At 54.6% G+C, this 17850-nt stretch carries 17 protein-coding genes and 3 tRNA genes; 15 read left to right on the plus strand and 5 right to left on the minus strand.

The window, feature by feature from the left end:
- The first annotated feature begins 25 nt into the window (after positions 1–25).
- The 7 genes from csrA to alr all read left to right on the plus strand — a co-directional run bounded on the left by csrA (position 26) and on the right by alr (position 4160).
- Positions 26–244, plus strand: a complete 219-nt coding sequence (gene csrA, locus ACJROR_RS09375) for a carbon storage regulator CsrA (RefSeq protein ID WP_406039309.1) — start codon at positions 26–28, stop codon at positions 242–244.
- 86 nt (positions 245–330) lie between these two features.
- Complete coding sequence (locus ACJROR_RS09380; RefSeq protein ID WP_406039311.1) at positions 331–717, plus strand: hypothetical protein; 387 nt, start codon at positions 331–333, stop codon at positions 715–717.
- Positions 718–1002: 285 nt separating this feature from the next.
- Positions 1003–1093 (plus strand) — tRNA-Ser (locus tag ACJROR_RS09385).
- Between the two features lie 10 nt (positions 1094–1103).
- Positions 1104–1180, plus strand: a tRNA-Arg gene (locus ACJROR_RS09390).
- 16 nt (positions 1181–1196) lie between these two features.
- Positions 1197–1273, plus strand: a tRNA-Arg gene (locus tag ACJROR_RS09395).
- Positions 1274–1453: 180 nt separating this feature from the next.
- The gene (gene dnaB / locus ACJROR_RS09400) at positions 1454–2938 is read left to right on the plus strand and encodes a replicative DNA helicase (protein WP_406039313.1); all 1485 of its coding nucleotides are present in this window, start codon (positions 1454–1456) and stop codon (positions 2936–2938) included.
- A 127-nt stretch (positions 2939–3065) separates the two neighbouring features.
- The gene (alr, locus tag ACJROR_RS09405) at positions 3066–4160 is read left to right on the plus strand and encodes an alanine racemase (RefSeq protein ID WP_406039315.1); all 1095 of its coding nucleotides are present in this window, start codon (positions 3066–3068) and stop codon (positions 4158–4160) included.
- A gap of 180 nt (positions 4161–4340) precedes the next feature.
- Here the strand turns inward: alr and ACJROR_RS09410 are convergent, their stop codons facing one another.
- Positions 4341–4766 carry a hypothetical protein gene (locus ACJROR_RS09410; protein WP_406039317.1) on the minus strand — a complete coding sequence of 142 codons (426 nt, stop codon included), beginning with the start codon at positions 4764–4766 and terminating at the stop codon, positions 4341–4343.
- Positions 4767–4921: 155 nt separating this feature from the next.
- On the minus strand, positions 4922–5782 hold the full coding sequence (gene nadC, locus ACJROR_RS09415) for a carboxylating nicotinate-nucleotide diphosphorylase (protein WP_406039319.1): 861 nt from the start codon (positions 5780–5782) through the stop codon (positions 4922–4924).
- A 338-nt stretch (positions 5783–6120) separates the two neighbouring features.
- On the opposite strand from nadC, the gene prfB reads away from it, so the two are divergent.
- The 7 genes from prfB to ACJROR_RS09450 all read left to right on the plus strand — a co-directional run bounded on the left by prfB (position 6121) and on the right by ACJROR_RS09450 (position 13394).
- Positions 6121–7237, plus strand: a protein-coding gene (gene prfB, locus ACJROR_RS09420; protein ID WP_406039321.1) for a peptide chain release factor 2 whose coding sequence is annotated in 2 segments (ribosomal slippage) — positions 6121–6195 and positions 6197–7237 — 1116 coding nt in all. Because the reading frame shifts where the segments join, the coding sequence is not laid out codon by codon here.
- A 16-nt stretch (positions 7238–7253) separates the two neighbouring features.
- On the plus strand, positions 7254–8795 hold the full coding sequence (lysS, locus tag ACJROR_RS09425; RefSeq protein ID WP_406546872.1) for a lysine--tRNA ligase: 1542 nt from the start codon (positions 7254–7256) through the stop codon (positions 8793–8795).
- 121 nt (positions 8796–8916) lie between these two features.
- Positions 8917–9792: a 4-hydroxy-tetrahydrodipicolinate synthase gene (gene dapA, locus ACJROR_RS09430; RefSeq protein WP_406039325.1), complete on the plus strand. Its 876-nt coding sequence runs from the start codon at positions 8917–8919 to the stop codon at positions 9790–9792.
- Between the two features lie 93 nt (positions 9793–9885).
- Positions 9886–10767 carry a tRNA (guanosine(46)-N7)-methyltransferase TrmB gene (trmB, locus tag ACJROR_RS09435; protein ID WP_406039327.1) on the plus strand — a complete coding sequence of 294 codons (882 nt, stop codon included), beginning with the start codon at positions 9886–9888 and terminating at the stop codon, positions 10765–10767.
- Positions 10767–11738, plus strand: a complete 972-nt coding sequence (locus tag ACJROR_RS09440; RefSeq protein ID WP_406546873.1) for an aminoglycoside phosphotransferase family protein — start codon at positions 10767–10769, stop codon at positions 11736–11738. Before trmB ends, ACJROR_RS09440 begins: the two co-directional genes overlap by 1 nt.
- A 13-nt stretch (positions 11739–11751) precedes the next feature.
- Positions 11752–12462, plus strand: coding sequence for an N-acetylmuramate alpha-1-phosphate uridylyltransferase MurU (murU, locus tag ACJROR_RS09445; RefSeq protein WP_406039331.1), 711 nt, complete (start codon positions 11752–11754; stop codon positions 12460–12462).
- Positions 12462–13394 (plus strand): DnaJ domain-containing protein, encoded by a 933-nt coding sequence (locus ACJROR_RS09450; RefSeq protein WP_406039333.1) that lies wholly within the window; start codon positions 12462–12464, stop codon positions 13392–13394. The genes murU and ACJROR_RS09450 overlap by 1 nt, the downstream gene beginning before the upstream one ends.
- Before the next feature lie 95 nt (positions 13395–13489).
- On the opposite strand, the gene ACJROR_RS09455 is transcribed toward ACJROR_RS09450, so the two are convergent.
- The 3 genes from ACJROR_RS09455 to ACJROR_RS09465 form a co-directional block, all read right to left on the minus strand.
- A complete protein-coding gene (locus tag ACJROR_RS09455) occupies positions 13490–14455 on the minus strand; it encodes an NAD(P)-dependent oxidoreductase (protein WP_406546874.1) in 966 nt (321 codons plus the stop codon).
- A 193-nt stretch (positions 14456–14648) separates the two neighbouring features.
- Positions 14649–15509: an HAD family hydrolase gene (locus ACJROR_RS09460; protein ID WP_406546875.1), complete on the minus strand. Its 861-nt coding sequence runs from the start codon at positions 15507–15509 to the stop codon at positions 14649–14651.
- Positions 15510–15765: 256 nt separating this feature from the next.
- A complete protein-coding gene (locus ACJROR_RS09465) occupies positions 15766–16452 on the minus strand; it encodes a pseudouridine synthase (protein ID WP_406039338.1) in 687 nt (228 codons plus the stop codon).
- A 242-nt stretch (positions 16453–16694) separates the two neighbouring features.
- On the opposite strand from ACJROR_RS09465, the gene ACJROR_RS09470 reads away from it, so the two are divergent.
- Complete coding sequence (locus ACJROR_RS09470; RefSeq protein WP_406039340.1) at positions 16695–17654, plus strand: NADP-dependent oxidoreductase; 960 nt, start codon at positions 16695–16697, stop codon at positions 17652–17654.
- Positions 17655–17850 lie beyond the last annotated feature (196 nt).

The following is a 17850-nucleotide window of genomic DNA, read 5'->3' on the forward strand; positions in this document are numbered from 1 at the left end:
GCTCTTGTTTTGGCGGAGTTGAAATATGCTGATTCTGACAAGAAGACAGGGAGAATCCATCATTGTCGGGGACAATGTCAGGATTACCGTGATTTCCGTTAAGGGAAATCAGGTGCGCATTGGCGTGGAAGCTCCGCGCAGCGTCTCCGTGCAGCGTCAGGAAATCGCCGGCAAAAAGGATCCGGCTCTGGATGGCGATTCTGGAAAAGTTCCGGAAAAGCCTCAGGATGCGGCCGGGGATTAAATTATTTCCGCGGGCTGTGGCAGTAATTGTGGTATTATTGGCACGGCTGTTGTTTTTTTGTTATTGACTACATTTAAGGATGACATATGAAAAAGTTACTTGTTGCAGCTGTTGCCCTGACTCTGTCAGCTTCTGCCTTTGCAGACTGGGAAGTTGTTGAGCAGAATGACAATTCCATCACCTTTGCTGAAAAGTCAGCTGGCGTAGCCATGAACGTAACTGCTGCCGGCAAGTCTGGCTCAGCCCCCATCAAGGATGTTGCCGAGGCTGCTGCCAAGGATCTGGGCTGCGGTGATGTTTCTGAATCCACCATCGGCCAGTATCCGGCATACCATCTGGCCAGCTGCCCTGATGACGTGCAGGTATTCGTTGTAGATGACGGCAAGGACATTGTTGCCATTTCCGGCAAGTGCTCCTCCGCTGAGGCCTGCGCTACTGTAGATACCCTGCTGGACAAGATTGTTAACGAATAATTGCTGATCCCCGGCTCCGGGGGAGACCCCCGCAGACCTGAAGGCTGATAGAGGCCGGATCTCAGAATAAAGGCGCAACCGGAACATGGCGGCGCCTTTTTTATGCCTTGCTTTTTCCGCCTGCCTGCTGCCGATGGTGCTTTCTCTGCCCGCGGACTGGTCAGAAAATGAGCGAATTACGGCATCTCCCGGGGAAAAAAGGGTTAATTTGGATTTTTTTGGGCTTTGCTATTGACAGATATTTATTATTAAGTAAAATTAGCCCCGCAACGAGCAATTAGTTGCGGTGTGATGACCGAGAGGCCGAAGGTGCTCCCCTGCTAAGGGAGTATGCCCCAAAAGGGCATCAAGGGTTCGAATCCCTTTCACACCGCCAGCTCGTCAGCGCACCCTTAGCTCAACTGGATAGAGTACTCGGCTACGAACCGAGCGGTTGAAGGTTCGAGTCCTTCAGGGTGCGCCAGTGCGTTTCTGTTCCTGCACCCTTAGCTCAATTGGATAGAGTACTCGGCTACGAACCGAGCGGTTGAAGGTTCGAGTCCTTCAGGGTGCGCCACTCCTTTCTGCATCGTTCTTGCTTTTCCCATTACGCATCTCATCCTTTGGTTTTGTCAGGCAATGCCTTTTCCGCTGAGTGTCATGCTCCGCATCTCCGGTACTGCGATCTGTTTATTCCAGACCGTTTTTTATATAATTGGCAGGACTGCCGCAGCATCATATTCTCCGGAGATTAATCATGGTTGATGTGCTTGATTATGCAAAGAAGAGTTTAAGCGCCCCGGAGGGAGGTTCCGCAGGGAGCAGCGCCAAAGCCAGAAAACCCCGCAAGGAGGACACGGAACGCACAACGCCTTATTCCTTTGAAGCTGAAAAGGCCTTTCTGGGCAGTATTCTCATTAACCCCGCAAAACTTGATGCGGCTTCCGGCGTGTTAAGCGCCGAGGATTTCTACGATCCCAGACATCAGCTTATTTACAAGGCCATGCTGAGTCTGGACAACAATAACCGCGTTATTGATACCATCTCGCTGCAGGAAGCTCTGGAAAACTCTCAGACCCTGGAGAAGGCCGGCGGTCAGGCCTATCTTCTGCAGCTTTATCAGGCCGTTCCCGACACCATCGATGCCGTGGCTTATGCCCATACTATTGTGAATAAGTCCCGGGCCAGAATGCTTCTCAAAGCCTGCGAGGAAATCCAAGAGGATGTGTATGTGCCCCGGGGCCGCTCCATCGGGGATATCCTCAATGCCGCGGAACAGAAGATTTTTCAGATCTCGGAGACTTCCCTGCATAAGGGCGGGGGGCCGGTTTCCATTACCCGGGTAACCATGGATCTTCTGGAAACTCTCCGGGAGAATCAGAAAAACAATCTGGCGGGGATTACCGGAATCTCTACCGGCTACAAGTTTCTGGATCAGTATCTTTCCGGGTTTCATAAAAGCGATCTTATTGTTATCGGAGCCCGTCCCGGCGTCGGCAAAACCACCTTCGGCATGAATCTGGTGCAGAACGTGGCCATGAATCCGGAGGTGCATTTTCCGGTGCTGGTTTTTTCTCTGGAAATGCCCGCCGACCAGATTGCCGCAAGGCTTCTGGCCGCCATGGCTCACGTGGATCAGACCAAAATCCGCAACTCCAACCTTGATGATGATGACTGGGTTAATCTTATCGGGGTGGGACAAACCCTTCTCAAGGAGCGGCCTGACTGCATTTACATTGATGACACCCAGGGACTCACCCCGGCCGATATTCGTTCCCGGGCCCGCAGACTGAAGCAGGAAAAGGGCGGCATCAGCATGATTATGGTGGATTACCTGCAGTATATGCATATTCCCGGATATGATGCCAATTCCCGCACCCAGGAGGTGGCGGAATGCTCCAAGAGCCTGAAGATGCTGGCCCGGGAGCTGGACGTGCCGGTGATTGCCATGGCTCAGGTTAACCGCGGCGTAACCGGGCGCAAGGACAAGCGGCCGGGGAATGCCGACCTCCGGGAATCCGGCGCCATTGAACAGGATGCGGATGTGATTATGTTCATTCACCGGCCGGAAATGGATGATGACAAGAAGGATGATCCTTCCCAGATCGGCAAGGCGGAAATTATTATCGGAAAGCAGAGAAACGGTCCCGTGGGCATAGTGCCCATGGTGTTCCTGCATGAGTATTCCCGGTTTGAAACCGTGGAATTCAGCGGGGGACCGGAGCCTCCTCCCGGGGTTTAAAGAGTTTTCCGGGGATGATGCCGCTCCTGCCGGGGGCAGGCAGACGAGATAATGCGGGATTGCTCGCGGGCAGATGGTCAATTACCAAACAGGCGTTTCAGAAGCGCTGAGAACTGAGGATTTATAGATGGAAACCGTGGCTGTTGATATAGATTTAGCCGCATTGAAGCGCAATATGGCATTAATTGCCGGAAAGACTCCCCAAAGCAGGATTATTGCGGTGGTGAAGGCCAATGCCTACGGACATGGCAGCGTGGCCTGCGCCCGCGCCATGGACGAATATGCCGCCGGATATGCCGTAGCCCGGCTGGAGGAAGCTCTGGAGCTCCGGGAGGCGGGAATCAGGAAGCCCATAATCATGCTGGGGGGCTGCGCCTCCGCCGGGGATCTGGACGAGGTGGCGCGGCAGGATATTTCGGTAACGGTTCATAGCTTTGCCATGCTGGAGGAGCTTAAAGCTTTCTGTAAGTCCCGTCCTGAAATCCGCCTCCGGGTATGGTGCCAGGTTAATATCGGCATGCAGCGGCTGGGCTTTAATGAGGATGAAGCGGAAAGAGCCATGGCGGAAATCCGCGCCTTCCCCGGCTTTGTTCATCCGGTGGGGATGATGGCCCATCTTTCCTGCTCTGATGAAGCCGCTCTTAAGGCATATCACGAGAGCCAGCTGGCCGCCTTTAAGCGGATGAGCCGTTTTGCGGAGGGGCCCCTCTGTCTTGCCAATTCGGCGGGGATTCTCTACTATCCGGAAACCTGTACCGAGTTTGTGCGACCGGGCATTATCCAGTACGGCATCTCGCCTACCCTGGGAAAAAGGGGAACCGACTTCGGACTTGAACCGGTTATGACTTTCCGGACGGTGGTTTATGCGGTGAGAGATCTTAAACCCGGAGATGCCGTGGGCTACGGAGCCTCCTGGGTGGCCGACCGGCCCACAAGAATAGCCGTGCTGGGAGCCGGCTATGCTGACGGTTATCCAAGATCCATGCCCAACGGTTCTCCGGTATATCTGAACGGTGCTGTGGTTCATACAGTCGGGCATGTCTGCATGGACATGATGTTTGCCGAGCTGGGGCCGGATCTTAAGGCGGCTCCGGGAGATACGGCGGAGCTCTGGGGCCGGCACGTTTCCGCGGAGACTCTGGCGGAGAGAGTGGGCACCATTCCTTACGAGCTTCTCACCAGACCTACCAGAAGAGCGCGTTATTGCTACCATTCCGAATAGCGGGGGTTAGTCTTTCTTCGTTAAGGGGATGACTCTCCCGCTCTCCCGAAAAGTCCGGCCGCAATTACTGCCGTATCCCTATTGCCAGGATTCTGACCGGAGGAGCAAAAAAGCCTGAAACATAATTTCAGGCTTTTTCAGGTGATATCCAAAATCTCAGCAAGAGACCATCAGGAATCTTTAGAATTCAAACTTCGGACGCTCGTACTTGCGGGAAAGCTTCACCTCGTCGCCCTTTTCTTCCATGATGTCCTCAAGCTTTTCCGAAGCATCCTGCAGCTTGTCCTTGAGATCCTCGGCGGCGGATTCGGCGGTAATGCAGCTTTCGCTGTCAGGGCCGGCCTTGCATTCCTCTTCCATGACCTTAAGAGCTTCGTTGTACTTTTCAGTAAAATAACGGAATTCAAGATCATCGGGAGCAGTCATGCTGAAGCCGTGCTCATCGGCAAAAACATAGAACCACGGATGACCCCAGTCCCATCTCGGAAAAATAAACTCGAAGGCATTGTCCGCTGTTTTGTACAGAGACGTGGCATAGTTCAGCTGTCCCATGGATACCAAAAGCGCCAGTACCAGAACTGTGTAGATAACGACCTTGAAAAACATGCTATAAACTCACTTATGTTGCTTGATTCTGTCTGATTCCTGCCGGATGCTGTTATTTCTGCAAAAATCGCAGGGACAAATCCTCGCCTGAATTATACGAAAAAATCCTTCGCTGTGGCATTTCTTTGTCCCGAAAATTTGCATTTTTATCACAATTACACGGCCCGCGGCGGAGAGAGTTCAATACGCATGGAAAGATCCATGGCCTGAACATTTTTGGTAAGCGCTCCCACGGAAATGAAATCCACGCCGGTTTCGGCATAGCGCCTGATGGTTGCCAGGCTGACATTGCCCGATATCTCAAGCTTGGCCTTGTGATCGGTAATCTTCACGGCCTCCTCCATCATGGGGAGATCGAAATTGTCCAGCATGATGATGTCGCTTTTGGCCTCCAGAGCCTCCCGAAGCTCGTCAAGGTTTTCTACTTCAACCTCCACCATCTTATTGGGAGAGAGCTTCCGGGCGGTTTCCACCGCTGCCATGATGCCGCCGCAGGCCATAATGTGGTTTTCCTTGATGAGATAGGCATCAAAAAGACCCATGCGGTGATTATGACCGCCGCCGGCCGTTACGGCGTACTTAAGGGCAGTGCGAAGTCCCGGAATGGTTTTTCTGGTATCCAGAAGGGCGCAGCCGGTGCCGGCGATTTCCTTCACGTATTCGGACACCACGGTGGCCACGCCGGACAGGGTCTGCACGAAATTAAGAGCGGTTCTTTCGGCGGTCAGCATAATTCTGGCATTGCCGTCCAGGGAAAAGAGCTCCATGCCCGGAGTAACATGATCGCCGTCCTTGACCTTCCAGGTGACCCTGACCAGATCTCCCAGCTGATGGAAAACCTCTTCCACCCAGGCCTTGCCGCAGAATATGCCGGCCTCTCTGGTGATAACCCGGGCATGATTCACGTGATCAGCCGGAATCAGCTGAGCGGTAAGATCCCGGGAGGGATCAGCCTCGCCGCCGAGATCCTCCCGGAGAGCCAGAGCTACGGAATTTGTTATATCTTCGCTTAACATAATAATCCTCGTGTGTTATTCAGAGTCCCTGAGTCCCGGACAGAATCCGGAGAGATCCGGAGGCGTCATAATAACGCCCGGGATGCTGATAAATCAGAATTTGTCAGATTATACATCAAAATCAGTCCGGCAAGCAGGGGGATGAAATCCCGGAGCGGGAAGAGACGCGGGGGAAAATAATAGGCGAGATGAGGCTGAAAGATGCTGATAAAGGGTGAGACCGGGGAATGGAATTACCTCTGAAATCACCGGGAATTCATGATATAATCCGCTCCTGTTTTATGTTATCGGAAATACCTGTCTGCTCTTGCAGTCAGCAATCTTCAGGAATAAGCAAAATGCTGGAAATATCGGCTCAGGAAAACCGTTTGTCAGCTCTCAGAGCGCGCGCCGACGTGCTCAGGGGGTATCTTTGACCTTGATGTGAAGAAGGAACGTCAGGAGGAGGTTAATGCTCTTCTGGCGGATCCCTCGGTCTGGAATGACCGGGAGAAGTTTCAGGAGCTCAGCAAGGAGAAAATATCTCTGGATGCCTGTCTGGATATGTTCGGGGCTATCGATCAGGGCTTGCAGGACACCGCAGATCTCATTCAGATGACCCGGGACGAGGAGAATGACAATCCGGAGGATGCTCAGGCTTCCTATGACGAGACCGAAGCCGAGATGAAGAAGCTGGAGGAACGCCTGGCCGAGCTGGAGTTTCAGAGAATGTTTTCCGGTGAAAACGACGCCCGGGACTGCTATATGGACATTCAGTCGGGATCCGGCGGCACCGAGGCTCAGGACTGGGCCAGCATGGTCATGAGAATGTATCTTAAGTTTGCGGAAAAGAACGGCTTCAAAAGCGAAATCATCGAGCTTTCCGAAGGGGATGTGGCCGGCATCAAATCCGCGACCATAAAGTTTTCCGGAGATCATGCCTACGGCTGGTTCCGCACGGAAACCGGGGTGCACCGCCTGGTCAGAAAATCCCCCTTTGACTCCGGGAACCGGCGGCATACCTCCTTCTGCTCCGCCTTTGTTTATCCGGACGTGGAGGATAACATCAATATAGAAATCAATCCCGCAGACCTCCGCATTGACGTATTCCGCTCCTCGGGAGCCGGCGGTCAGCATATCAACAAGACTGATTCCGCGGTGCGCATTACCCACATTCCCACCAATACCGTGGTTTCCTGTCAGAACGAACGCTCCCAGTTCCAGAACCGGGATCAGGCCATGAAGCAGCTCCGGGCCAAGCTCTATGAGCTGGAGCTCCGGAAGAAGCAGGCCGAGAAGCAGGCCCTGGAGGATTCCAAGGCGGATATCGGCTGGGGGAGTCAGATTCGTTCCTATGTGCTGGACGACTCCCGCATCAAGGATCTCAGAACCAATTATGAGGTCAGCGATACGCAGTCAGTGCTGAACGGGGATTTGAAGGGTTTTATCGAAGAGAGCCTCAAGGCAGGTCTTTAAACAGTGAGAAAATATTATGGAAAATCAGGAACAGGATCTTACAAACGAGCTTAATGTCCGTCATGAGAAGCTGGAGAAGCTGCGTCAGGAGGGCAATGCCTTCCCGAATGATTTCAGAAGAGATCATATATCCTCCCAGATACACGAGAAATATGACGCCCTGGACAATGAGACTCTTGAGGCCGAGAAGCATCAGGTGAAGATTGCCGGCCGTCTGGTGGCCCGGCGCATCATGGGCAAGGCTTCCTTCGGCAGCATTCAGGACATGGGCGGCCGCATTCAGATCTATGCCGCCCGGGACGCCCTGCCCGAGGGGGTTTATCAGGACGTCTTCAAAAAGCTGGATCTGGGCGACATCGTGGGAGCCGAGGGTTATGTGTTCAAGACCAAAACCGGCGAGCTTTCGGTGCATCTCTCCAATATCAGGCTGCTCACCAAGGCTCTCCGTCCTCTGCCTGAGAAGTTCAAGGGACTTCAGGATCAGGAGGCCCGCTGCCGCCAGAGATATCTGGATCTCATTGCCAATGAGAAGTCCCGGAATACCTTTATCATGAGATCCCGCATCATTCAGGAAATCCGCAGATACATGACGGATCACCTCTTTATGGAGGTGGAAACCCCCATGATGCAGACCATTCCCGGAGGAGCCTCGGCCCGGCCGTTTATCACTCATCACAATGCCCTGGACATGGATATGTACCTCCGCATCGCTCCGGAGCTCTTCCTGAAGCGCCTTGTGGTAGGCGGCTTTGAAAGAGTCTTCGAGATTAACCGGAATTTCCGGAACGAGGGCATTGACGTGCGCCACAATCCGGAATTTACCATGATGGAATTCTACATGGCCTATCATGACTTCAACGATCTCATTGACCTTACCGAGGATCTTCTGAAGACTCTGGCCAGCCGGATTCTGGGCGCCACGAAAATCCATTACGCCCGGGAAGGCGAGGAAGGCTTTGACATCGACTTCGGAAAGCCCTTCGACCGGCTGACCATGAAGGAGGCCATTCTCCGTTACAACAGCTGGATCAATCCCGAGGATCTGGAGGATTTTGATAAGGCCAAAGCCATTGTGGAAAAGCTCCATGTGGAAATTCTCAGCACCTGGAAGCTGGGACATCTGGTTTCCGCGATTTTTGAGGAGACTGTGGAGGACAAGCTCATTAATCCGACCTTCATTACCCAGTATCCCTTTGAGATTTCTCCTCTGGCGCGCCGCAATGACGAGAATCCCGACTACACGGATCGCTTTGAGTTTTACATTGCCGGACGGGAACTGGGCAATGCCTTCTCCGAGCTTAACGATGCCGAGGATCAGGCCGCCCGGTTCAGAGCCCAGGTGGAGCAGAAGAATGCCGGGGACGATGAAGCCATGTACTATGACGGCGACTTTATCACCGCGCTGGAGCACGGCCTCCCGCCCACTGCCGGCGAGGGCATCGGCATTGACCGCCTGGTGATGCTGTTCACCAACAGCCACACTATCCGCGATGTCATTCTGTTCCCGACTCTGCGTCCCACTGCCAAGAAGCAGGCAAAGCAGCAACAGCCGGAGTAACTGAAGAGACGGAAGTCTGAAATAGCCGGAATACCTGGCTGAAAAAAGAAAGGGGGACAGGTTCTCCCTTTTTGCTATAATTAACGCGGATGGAAAGAGCGTGTTTTGCGAGGATTAAAAAATGATTCAAGGTTCAATTGTAGCTCTGGTTACGCCGTTCAAGGACGGAAAGCTTGATGAAGAGGCGCTGCGCCGCATGGTTGCCTGGCATGTGGAGCAGGGCACTGACGGCATAGTGCCGGTGGGCACCACCGGGGAATGTCCGACGCTGTCTCATGATGAACATTTCCGGGTTATCGAGATTACTGCCGAAGTGGCCCGGGGCAAATGCGCCATTATCGCCGGCGCCGGCTCCAACAATCCGGTGGAGGCCATTGAGTATACCAAAGCTGCGGAACGCTTCGGCGCCGATGCCACCCTGCACATTGCCGGCTACTATAACCGTCCTAATCAGGACGGCCTTTATGCTCATTTCAAAATGGTGCATGATGCCACCAATATCCCTATTATTCTGTACAACGTGCCGGGCAGAGCCGTGGTAAACATTCAGCCTGACACCGTGGCCCGTCTGGCTGATCTTCCCCGGATCATCGGCATCAAGGACGCTACCGGCGATTTGGCCCGTCCCTGGGTTGAAAGACTTAAGGTTAAAAAGAAGGACTTTATCTGGCTCTCCGGCGAGGATGCCACCGCAGTGAGCTATGATGTGGCCGGCGGCACCGGCGTGATTTCGGTTACCGCCAATGTTGCTCCCCGGCTGGTGCATGAGGTGCAGGAGCTCTGCCTCAAGGGAGACTATGCCGCCGCCAGAGAAAAGCAGGATCGCCTGACCCGTCTTCACAAGCTGATGTTCAAGGAACCCAGTCCGGCCGGGGCCAAATATGCCTGCTCGCTTCTGGGACTTTGCACCGAGGAGTGCCGTCTCCCGATCATGCCGCTTTCTCAGGAAACCAAGAATGAGATCAGAGCGGAGATGGGGGCTTTGAACCTGATCTGACGGCATTCAGGAGGAACAGGAAATTTATGAGGCTTTATCCATTTATCTGTGGATAGAGCCTTTTTCAGCTTTACCGGTTAATGGGAACAGAACATGTCTGAAAACAGCAGCGGAGAAGCTCAGGAGAAAGAGCAAATGGAAAGAGCCGGAGCTTCCCATAACACTGACAGTTTAGCAGCGGAGACTGCATCATCGGGGCTGCCGCCGGAAGCAGGGAGTGCCGAGGTCATAGTGCGGGAGCTTGATGAAAACGGCTCCTACATTAAGCACCGGCTGTCCTCTGCGGATGCCGCGCCTGATTATCGCAGCCGGCGCATCAAAAGCTTTGTGGTGCGGGAGGGCCGCCTTACCGCCGGTCAGGAGCACGCCCTGACCTCTTTCTGGAAGGACTACGGCATTGATTATGAAAACCGTCTTCTGGATCTGCCGGCGGTATTCGGGAGAAAGGCGCCCCTGGCTCTGGAGATCGGCTTCGGCATGGGCAAATCTCTGGTGGAAATGGCCGTCCGGGATCCCGGCCGGGACTTTATCGGCATCGAGGTGCATACTCCGGGAGTCGGGGCCTGCATTATGGGAGCCCATGAAGCGGGACTGACCAATCTCCGGGTGATTCACTATGACGCCGTGGATGTGCTGGGCAATATGATTCCCGACGGAGCCATTGACCGGCTGCAGCTTTATTTTCCGGATCCCTGGCACAAGGCCCGGCACAACAAGCGCCGTTTGGTAAAGCCGGAGTTTCTGGATCTGGTGATTCCCAAGCTGGCCTCCGGGGGCGTTATTCATATGGCCACGGACTGGGAGCCCTATGCGGAGCAGATGCTGGAGGTGCAGCGGGCTGACGCCAGAATTGTCAACATGGATCCCGCCGGCGGCTATGCGCCGCGGCCGGATTACCGGCCTCTCACCAAATTCGAGGCCCGGGGCCAGCGGCTGGGGCATGGAGTATGGGATTTGTTATTCAGGAAAATATAATGGAGACAACTGAAAGATTCCGGGCCCTGGAGGCCTGGTACCGCGGTCTTTATCCTAAGGATGCGGATCCTCTTGTTATGGTGAGCGGCGATGCCTCCTTCCGGAAATTTTACCGCTGCCGGCAGGGCATTCTCATGGATGCGCCGCCGGAAACCGAAAAGAACACAGAGTTTATTAAGCTGAGCCGTCTTCTTAATGAGGGCGGCGTAAGGGCTCCGGTGGTTTTTGCGGCAGATTTGCAGCAGGGTTTTCTGCTGGTTTCGGATCTGGGAAACACCACCCTGGCCCGGGCCCGGAATCCGGACAACGAGGCTCTCCTTTACGAAAAGGCAACGGATCTTCTGGGAAATATGGCAAGGATCCCCTGCGCTGATCTCCCGCCCTACGATCAGGCCTTTCTGGATCGCGAGGCCGGGATCTGCCTTGAGTGGTATTTCGAGAAGGGGGAGGGCCATCCCCTTAAGGGCGAGGAATTAAAGACCTTTAACCGGATGAAGGATCTCTGGTCGCAGGCCTTTCTGGAGCAGCCGGTTATTGCCGTGCACCGGGACTATCACAGCCGGAACATTATGCTGCTTCCGGAGGGTTCCCTTGGGGTGGTGGATTTTCAGGACATGGTCAGGGGGCCCCTGACCTATGATCTCATATCTCTTATCGGGGACTGCTATTACGAGATGCCGGAGGATCTCCGGGAGCGGATTCTCTCCCGGGCTTACAATATGTATAAAGATTCCGGCCTGATTTCCGGGGTATCCCCGGAGCTTTTTCGGAAATGGTGCGATTTCACCATGCTGCAGCGTCATGTGAAATGCATCGGGATTTTCCGGAGACTGTTCCTCCGGGACGGCAAGTCCGGCTATCTCGGGGATATCCCCCGGGTGATGAGATATATCAGAAGCTGTGTTTCCCGGCATGAGGAGCTTACGCCCCTCATGGATTTGCTCCGGGATACCGAATACGGCAGAAATTAACAACGGAGAATGTATGCATACAGCCATGATTCTTGCCGCCGGCCGCGGGGAAAGAATGCGCCCTCTGACCGACACCACCCCGAAGCCCCTTCTTACGGCCGGGGGAAAGCCGCTGATGGTTTATCATATTGAGCGGCTGGTGAGTCTGGGCATTCGTCATATCGTCATTAACCATGCCTGGCTGGGAGAAAAGATTGAATCCTTTCTGGGGGACGGGAGTCGTTACGGAGCCCGGATTGAGTATTCTCCGGAACAGCCCGGGGGGCTGGAAACCCTGGGCGGCCTCAGACATGCTCTGCCACTTCTGGGAGAGGATCCCATTCTGGCGGTTAACGGTGATGTTTACACCGAGTATGATTTCGGGAGACTCATGGATCTTCCCATGACGGATCGGGCCGGCCATCTCGTGCTGGTATCCAATCCGCCGCACCATCCGAAGGGAGACTTTTCACTGGACGAGTCAGGACGGGTGCAGGATGTGCCGGGCTATACCTTCAGCGGCATTGCGGTGTATCGCACGGATATTTTCCGGGAGGTTCCCGATGTCCGGGCCCCCCTGAGGCCGTTTTTTCAGAAGCTTATCAGGGAGGGACGCCTGACCGGGGAGATCACCTCTGCCTTCTGGTGCGATGTGGGAACGCCGGAGCGCCTTAAAAACCTGGATGAACGGTTAAGATCCCGGCAGGAGAACGCCGGACTTAAGAGCGCAGAGGAGGACAGATAATGCCGGAATTTCTTCGGGTATTTTTAGGACATGGCATTCGGATCCTGGCTGGTATTCTGATACTGTGCGGTTATTTTCAGATAGTCATGCTGATTTTCTCCTCGTGGTTTCTGGTGGGGATTCCGCTGTTCGTTCTGGGCATTCCCTGTTCTTTGGTGCTTTTTATCTATGCCTATCAGAAGGAAAGACAGCTTAATCCCTGGTACGGCCCTCGGAAGCTCACGGCGGAGGAGCGGCGGGTTCTCCAGACCGGCACCTTCAGACTGGCCGGCTATGTGGCTGCCGGCGAGGGCAAGATCAGCTCCGAGCATATTGCCAAGGTTAATGAATATATCAGCGCCCTGACCTCGGATTCTGCCATGAGGGCAGAGCTTCTTCAGGAATTTGAGAAGGGCAAGGCCGCAGGCTATGATCCGGTGGCCGACTGCAAGGCTATCAGAACTGCCGTGCATGACGGCCGGGTCTTTAAGCACCGGCTTATTGAATTTCTCATTGAAGTTCTTTTTGCGGACGGCGTGATGCAGCCTGGCGGATATTCCCGGCTGGCCAGCGTGACCTACAATCTTCATGTGGCCACCTTTGTTATGGAGCGGCTCATTCGGCAGGCCCAGGCCATTGCGCAGTTCAAGAGCTTCTTTAACAACGCCGGCGGCTTTACCTCTCAGGATCGCTTCTACCGGCAGGGAGGAGCCGGCGGGCAGAGCTCCTATGTGCCTCATGACGATATTGAGAACGCCTACAAGGTGATCGGCGTTCCCGAAGGCTCTGATTTCGAGACCGTTAAAAAGGCCTATCACCGCATGATGCGGAAGTACCATCCTGACCGGCTGCAGGCTCAGGGAGTGTCTGAGGAAATGATGCGCTCCTATACGGAGAAGGCGCAGAATATTCAGCAGGCCTACGACCTTCTGAAAAAGCATCTTAATAAGTAAGAAAGCGGCCCCGGATTTCGGGGCCTGTTTTTTTGGGGGTATCCGGCAGATGGCAAAGCCGGACTGTTCTGATCATTCGGATTCTGAATTCAGTTTCAGACGATCCGGTTTCTTTTCTCGCCCCGGACAAAGGCCTCCATGTTTTTCACGAGCTCGCCCCCGATGTTTCTTTTGGCAATGTCCCCCAGCCAGGCGGCATGAGGCGTAATAATAAGGTTCCGGGTGCTGAGGAGCGGAATAAGGGGGTTATCCGGAGCCGGTGGTTCCTTTTCCAGGGTGTCCAGTCCCGCTCCCCCGAGACGGTTTTCCTGAAGAGCCCGGGCGAGATCCGTCTCGTTTACAATGCCGCCGCGGCCGGTGTTGATGAGAAAAGCGCCGGGCTTCATTAAACTGAGCTCCTTTTCTCCGATGAGACCCCGGGTTTCCGGAAGGAAGGGACAGTTTACGCTGACAAAGTCCGCTTCCTGAAGGCCCTCGGCAAAGGGGATTCTCCCGGGACGGCACTCCGAAGCCCCCTTTCTTTCGGAAATGAGGATTTCCATGTCAAAGCCACGCTGGCAGATTTCCGCTAATCTTTTCCCGATGGCGCCGCAGCCGATAATAAGGAGCTTTTTCCGGAAGAGATCCGTAATGGGATAATCCATGAGACAGAAATTGCTCTGGCGGCTCCAGGTGAGATCCCGGACGCTTTCCCGGTATCTTACGGTATTCCGGGCCAAAGTGATCAAAAGCCCCAGAGCATGCTCGGCCACGGATTCCGTGCCGTAGCCCCGGATATTGGCCAGGGCCACGCCATGGCTTTGACAGGCAGCGACATCGATATTGTTGTAGCCGGTGGCAAACATGGCAATCATCCGGAGATCCGGAAGCCGGTCAAGAATTTCCGCGGTGATGCGGAGCTTGTTTATTACCAGAATCTGGTAGCCCCGGGCCTTCTCCGCCAGTTCCTCCTGAGTGGTGTTATACAGACGATCCCAGACATGAGGAAATTCCGGTTCGGGAAAAATCATATCCGGGTGCTTGGTATGAGCCTCCGGGTCTAGTATTCTGATGATGTCCATGAGTGTTCCTGCAAGTAAAGCTTATTCTTGAAAAAAAGATTTCGGATCACAGCCTGTTCCCGGCAGCGGCACTGGTGCCGGGAAACAGGATCCCCGGCCGCTATTTTAGCCAAAACGGCCTTCCTCCGGGAGGTTAATCCGGTTTTTGCCGGCGGATTCGAAAGGAAGAGCCCGCCCCTGGATCTGCCGTTTCCTAGCGCAGGCCGAATTCTGTTTTCACCTTTTCCTTCAGAACATGAATGTCATGCACGGCCCGGGCCCGATCCAGAATAGCCTTTACCGCCAGATCCACCGGACTGTTTTCCCGGTAGTCCGCATTGAAGATCAGGGAAACCCGGTTGCCCCCCAGGGCGATCTTTTCCACCTGCTCCCGGGTGCGGGGATTGCTCTCATCAAACATCGCCACTGCCGAGCCCCCGGCATTGGTCAGCACCCGGAAGCAGGGGATGTCCGTGGCTCCGTCCCCGATGTAAAGCATGTAGTGAAAGGGCACCACCCGTTCCTCGTCCGGCACGAAGGCGTTAACCAGTTCATCATTGCTTTCGTCCAGAGCCCCCTTGTTGATCCGAAAAAGGTACTGGGTTTTGGAGGTGTAGTTAATGGCGGTGCCGGGCCAGATGGCATCTCCGGCATCATCGTAAAGAAAGCTGGAGGCGAATATTTTTTTGAAGTAGCCGGCAATGGGGGAGCCCTCGATAATTTCCCGGGTGCCGGTGGAAATGATGTAATGGGAAACCGTGATGTTCTTTGCGCGGCCATAGGCGGTGATGCGGTCAAACCAGCTGTCCACCCCGGGGAAGAGCTTAATGTCCCTGCCGCAGGACATGAGATAATCCCGGGTGACCCGGATGCCCCGCTTCCGGGCCTCCTTGAGCATGGTAAAGAGATAGCCCAGGGTCTGATCCGTATTCTTCGGACACTGCTTCGTAAGAGCCCAGAAATCCCGGGGATTCTGAAAGCCCAGCGCGGGAATAAAGGAGTACTCCTGCATGTTTCCGGGACTCAGGGTGCCGTCAAAGTCATAGGCAATGGCAAAGCTGAAAATTTCGTTCATGGCAGGCCTCCTCATCTCTTAAGGGTTAAGACATTATCTTCAGTATACGTAATTATCACGTAAAACGGGTATTGTTTTTTGATTTACCGGGGAACTTTGGCGGTGATTTTTCATAATCGCGGGATTGTCCGGAAAACACACAGCGGGAAAAACGGCAGAGGGCAGGCAGATTAGGACAAACTGAGGGGCGGAAAAGAGAAGCATTAAGAAGAGACAGAAGTCTGCCGGATTACCGCAGGTAATCCGGCAGGAATGGCTAAAAAAGCTTTACCGGCACCGGAAAGGGGGGATCATGCCGGAAGGTCATTTTCTGGTTGGATACCGGATGATAAAAGGTCAGAGACCAGGCATGAAGCAGGAGATGCGGGGCCAGATCCCTGATATCCTCCGGGGCGTAGAGGGGATCCCCCAGAATGGGATGGCCGATTTCCTTCATGTGCACCCGGAGCTGATGGGATCTCCCGGTCAGGGGATGCAGTCTTATGAGGCTGCGGCTTTTGTCCGGATCGGTGTGGATCACCGCATACTGGGTGATTGCCTCCCGCCCGTTTGCAAAATCCACAATCTGGTAGGGGCGGTTCGCAATATCAGTGATGAGAGGCAGCTTGATAACTCCCTCGGGACTCTCCGGAACGCCGTAAACCCAGGCGTAATAAATTTTGAGGGTGCTCCGTTTCTGGAACTGCTTTCCCAGAATGCCCGATACCCGGCTGTTCTTCGGCACCGCCATGATGCCGGAGGTGGCCATGTCCAGCCGGTGGGCGGCCTGCGCCTCCGGAGCTCTTTCCCGCACTCTGGAGAGAATGCTGTCATGGTAACGGGGATCCCGGCCGGGCACGCTCAGGAGTCCTGAGGGCTTGTTGACCACCACAATGGCGTCATCTTCATAAAGGATTTCCAGAAAGGGATCCCGGGGAGGGGTGTAAATAAATTCTTGTGTCATGGCGGGTTCTCCGCGGGTAAACGGTTTGAAGATGGAGACAGCGCGCATTATAAGGCAAACCGGCCCTTTCCCATAGAGAGACGCGATCAGTGTTATAATGCCGGCAGAAAATGATAAGGACAGGACTGAGGACTCCCGGTTCCGGCAAGCCCGGCAGCGTGTCCCGGAGCAATCGGTATAAGCCCCGGACACTGAGGCGATATCCTTTGTCCTTGAACATGTCTTTCAGAGAGAGAATATTGATGTCGGTACTGCAGATTACAGGTTACGGCGGAATCAACAGGCTGCAATTTGCGGAGGATTATCCTCTGCAGCCCCCCGCGGACGATCAGGCGCGGGTAAAGGTTCTGGCCGCCGGAGTTAATGTTATTGATACCAAGATCCGCCAGGGATCCAGCTTTGCCGCCAAGAGCCGCGGCGAGCGCTTTCCCTGGGTTATCGGCTTTGACATGGCCGGAGAGATTGTCCGGGGACGGCAGGATTTTCGGAAAGGGGAGCTTGTGGCCGGTCTGGTGGGATTCCCCATGGACGGCGGAGCTTACAGTTCGGAAAACAATTTTAAGATCGCCGAACTGGTGAAGATCCCCAAGGGCTGTTCCGTAAAGGCCGCTGGAGCTCTTCCTCTGGCCGGGCTCACTGCCTATCAGGCGCTTTTTGATGTGGGCCGGCTTCGGGCCGGGGAGACCGTGGTTATTTCCGGAGCCTCCGGAGGGGTGGGGCATCTTGCGGTACAGCTGGCCAAGAAGGCCGGAGCCCGGGTGCTGGCCATCTCATCCCCGAAAAACTTTGACTTTGTGAAGGATCTGGGCGCGGACGAGGTGGAATCCTACGAAGAGGATTCCTACATGCACTGGCAGAGCGAGGCTGACATGGTGCTGGATCTGGTGGGCGGTCAGAGCGGCATTAACTGTCTCTCCCTCCTGAAGCTTAAGACCCGCATGGTTTCCGTGCCCACGGCCACCTATCAGTCGGTTAAGCTGGCGGCCTCCAATCTTTCTTCCGAGGTGCTGGGGATGGTGGTGAAGCCGAACAATGACGAGCTCCGCAATCTTCTGGACATGCTGGCCCGGGGGGAGCTCCGGGTGCACATTTCCGAAAGTTTTTATCTTCGGGACGGCAGCCGGGCGCATTCCGTTATCGGGAGCGGCCATGCCGTGGGCAAGCTTATTCTGCTGCCCAACGGCATTGTACGGGAGTCCTGAGACTTGTTGCGAAACCCGAAATAAAGCAGAAGACGGCGAGACAGCAAAAACCCCGGGATCTCCCGGGGTTTTCAGTTGTCAGCAGTGGACGGCAAGTCAGCAGCCTGCCGAATCCGGTTCAGCGGATGTTCATGTTTTTGAACTGCTTCGTGCGATCGGCCAGCTCCGGAAGCTTAAGATTCCGATAGTTCTTTTC

The organism is Succinimonas sp. (assembly GCF_045225735.1).
In the GTDB taxonomy this organism is placed as follows: Bacteria; Pseudomonadota; Gammaproteobacteria; order Enterobacterales; family Succinivibrionaceae; genus Succinimonas.

What these genes read in the sequence shown, in the direction of transcription:
- dnaB (WP_406039313.1), top strand. Translation starts at nt 1,454, where the DNA reads ATGGTTGATGTGCTTGATTATGCAAAGAAGAGTTTAAGCGCCCCGGAG.
- ACJROR_RS09460 (WP_406546875.1), bottom strand. Translation starts at nt 15,509, where the DNA reads ATGAACGAAATTTTCAGCTTTGCCATTGCCTATGACTTTGACGGCACC.
- nadC (WP_406039319.1), bottom strand. Translation starts at nt 5,782, where the DNA reads ATGTTAAGCGAAGATATAACAAATTCCGTAGCTCTGGCTCTCCGGGAG.
- ACJROR_RS09450 (WP_406039333.1), top strand. Translation starts at nt 12,462, where the DNA reads ATGCCGGAATTTCTTCGGGTATTTTTAGGACATGGCATTCGGATCCTG.
- alr (WP_406039315.1), top strand. Translation starts at nt 3,066, where the DNA reads ATGGAAACCGTGGCTGTTGATATAGATTTAGCCGCATTGAAGCGCAAT.
- murU (WP_406039331.1), top strand. Translation starts at nt 11,752, where the DNA reads ATGCATACAGCCATGATTCTTGCCGCCGGCCGCGGGGAAAGAATGCGC.
- ACJROR_RS09465 (WP_406039338.1), bottom strand. Translation starts at nt 16,452, where the DNA reads ATGACACAAGAATTTATTTACACCCCTCCCCGGGATCCCTTTCTGGAA.
- ACJROR_RS09410 (WP_406039317.1), bottom strand. Translation starts at nt 4,766, where the DNA reads ATGTTTTTCAAGGTCGTTATCTACACAGTTCTGGTACTGGCGCTTTTG.
- ACJROR_RS09455 (WP_406546874.1), bottom strand. Translation starts at nt 14,455, where the DNA reads ATGGACATCATCAGAATACTAGACCCGGAGGCTCATACCAAGCACCCG.
- ACJROR_RS09380 (WP_406039311.1), top strand. Translation starts at nt 331, where the DNA reads ATGAAAAAGTTACTTGTTGCAGCTGTTGCCCTGACTCTGTCAGCTTCT.
- trmB (WP_406039327.1), top strand. Translation starts at nt 9,886, where the DNA reads ATGTCTGAAAACAGCAGCGGAGAAGCTCAGGAGAAAGAGCAAATGGAA.
- csrA (WP_406039309.1), top strand. Translation starts at nt 26, where the DNA reads ATGCTGATTCTGACAAGAAGACAGGGAGAATCCATCATTGTCGGGGAC.
- dapA (WP_406039325.1), top strand. Translation starts at nt 8,917, where the DNA reads ATGATTCAAGGTTCAATTGTAGCTCTGGTTACGCCGTTCAAGGACGGA.
- ACJROR_RS09470 (WP_406039340.1), top strand. Translation starts at nt 16,695, where the DNA reads ATGTCGGTACTGCAGATTACAGGTTACGGCGGAATCAACAGGCTGCAA.
- ACJROR_RS09440 (WP_406546873.1), top strand. Translation starts at nt 10,767, where the DNA reads ATGGAGACAACTGAAAGATTCCGGGCCCTGGAGGCCTGGTACCGCGGT.
- lysS (WP_406546872.1), top strand. Translation starts at nt 7,254, where the DNA reads ATGGAAAATCAGGAACAGGATCTTACAAACGAGCTTAATGTCCGTCAT.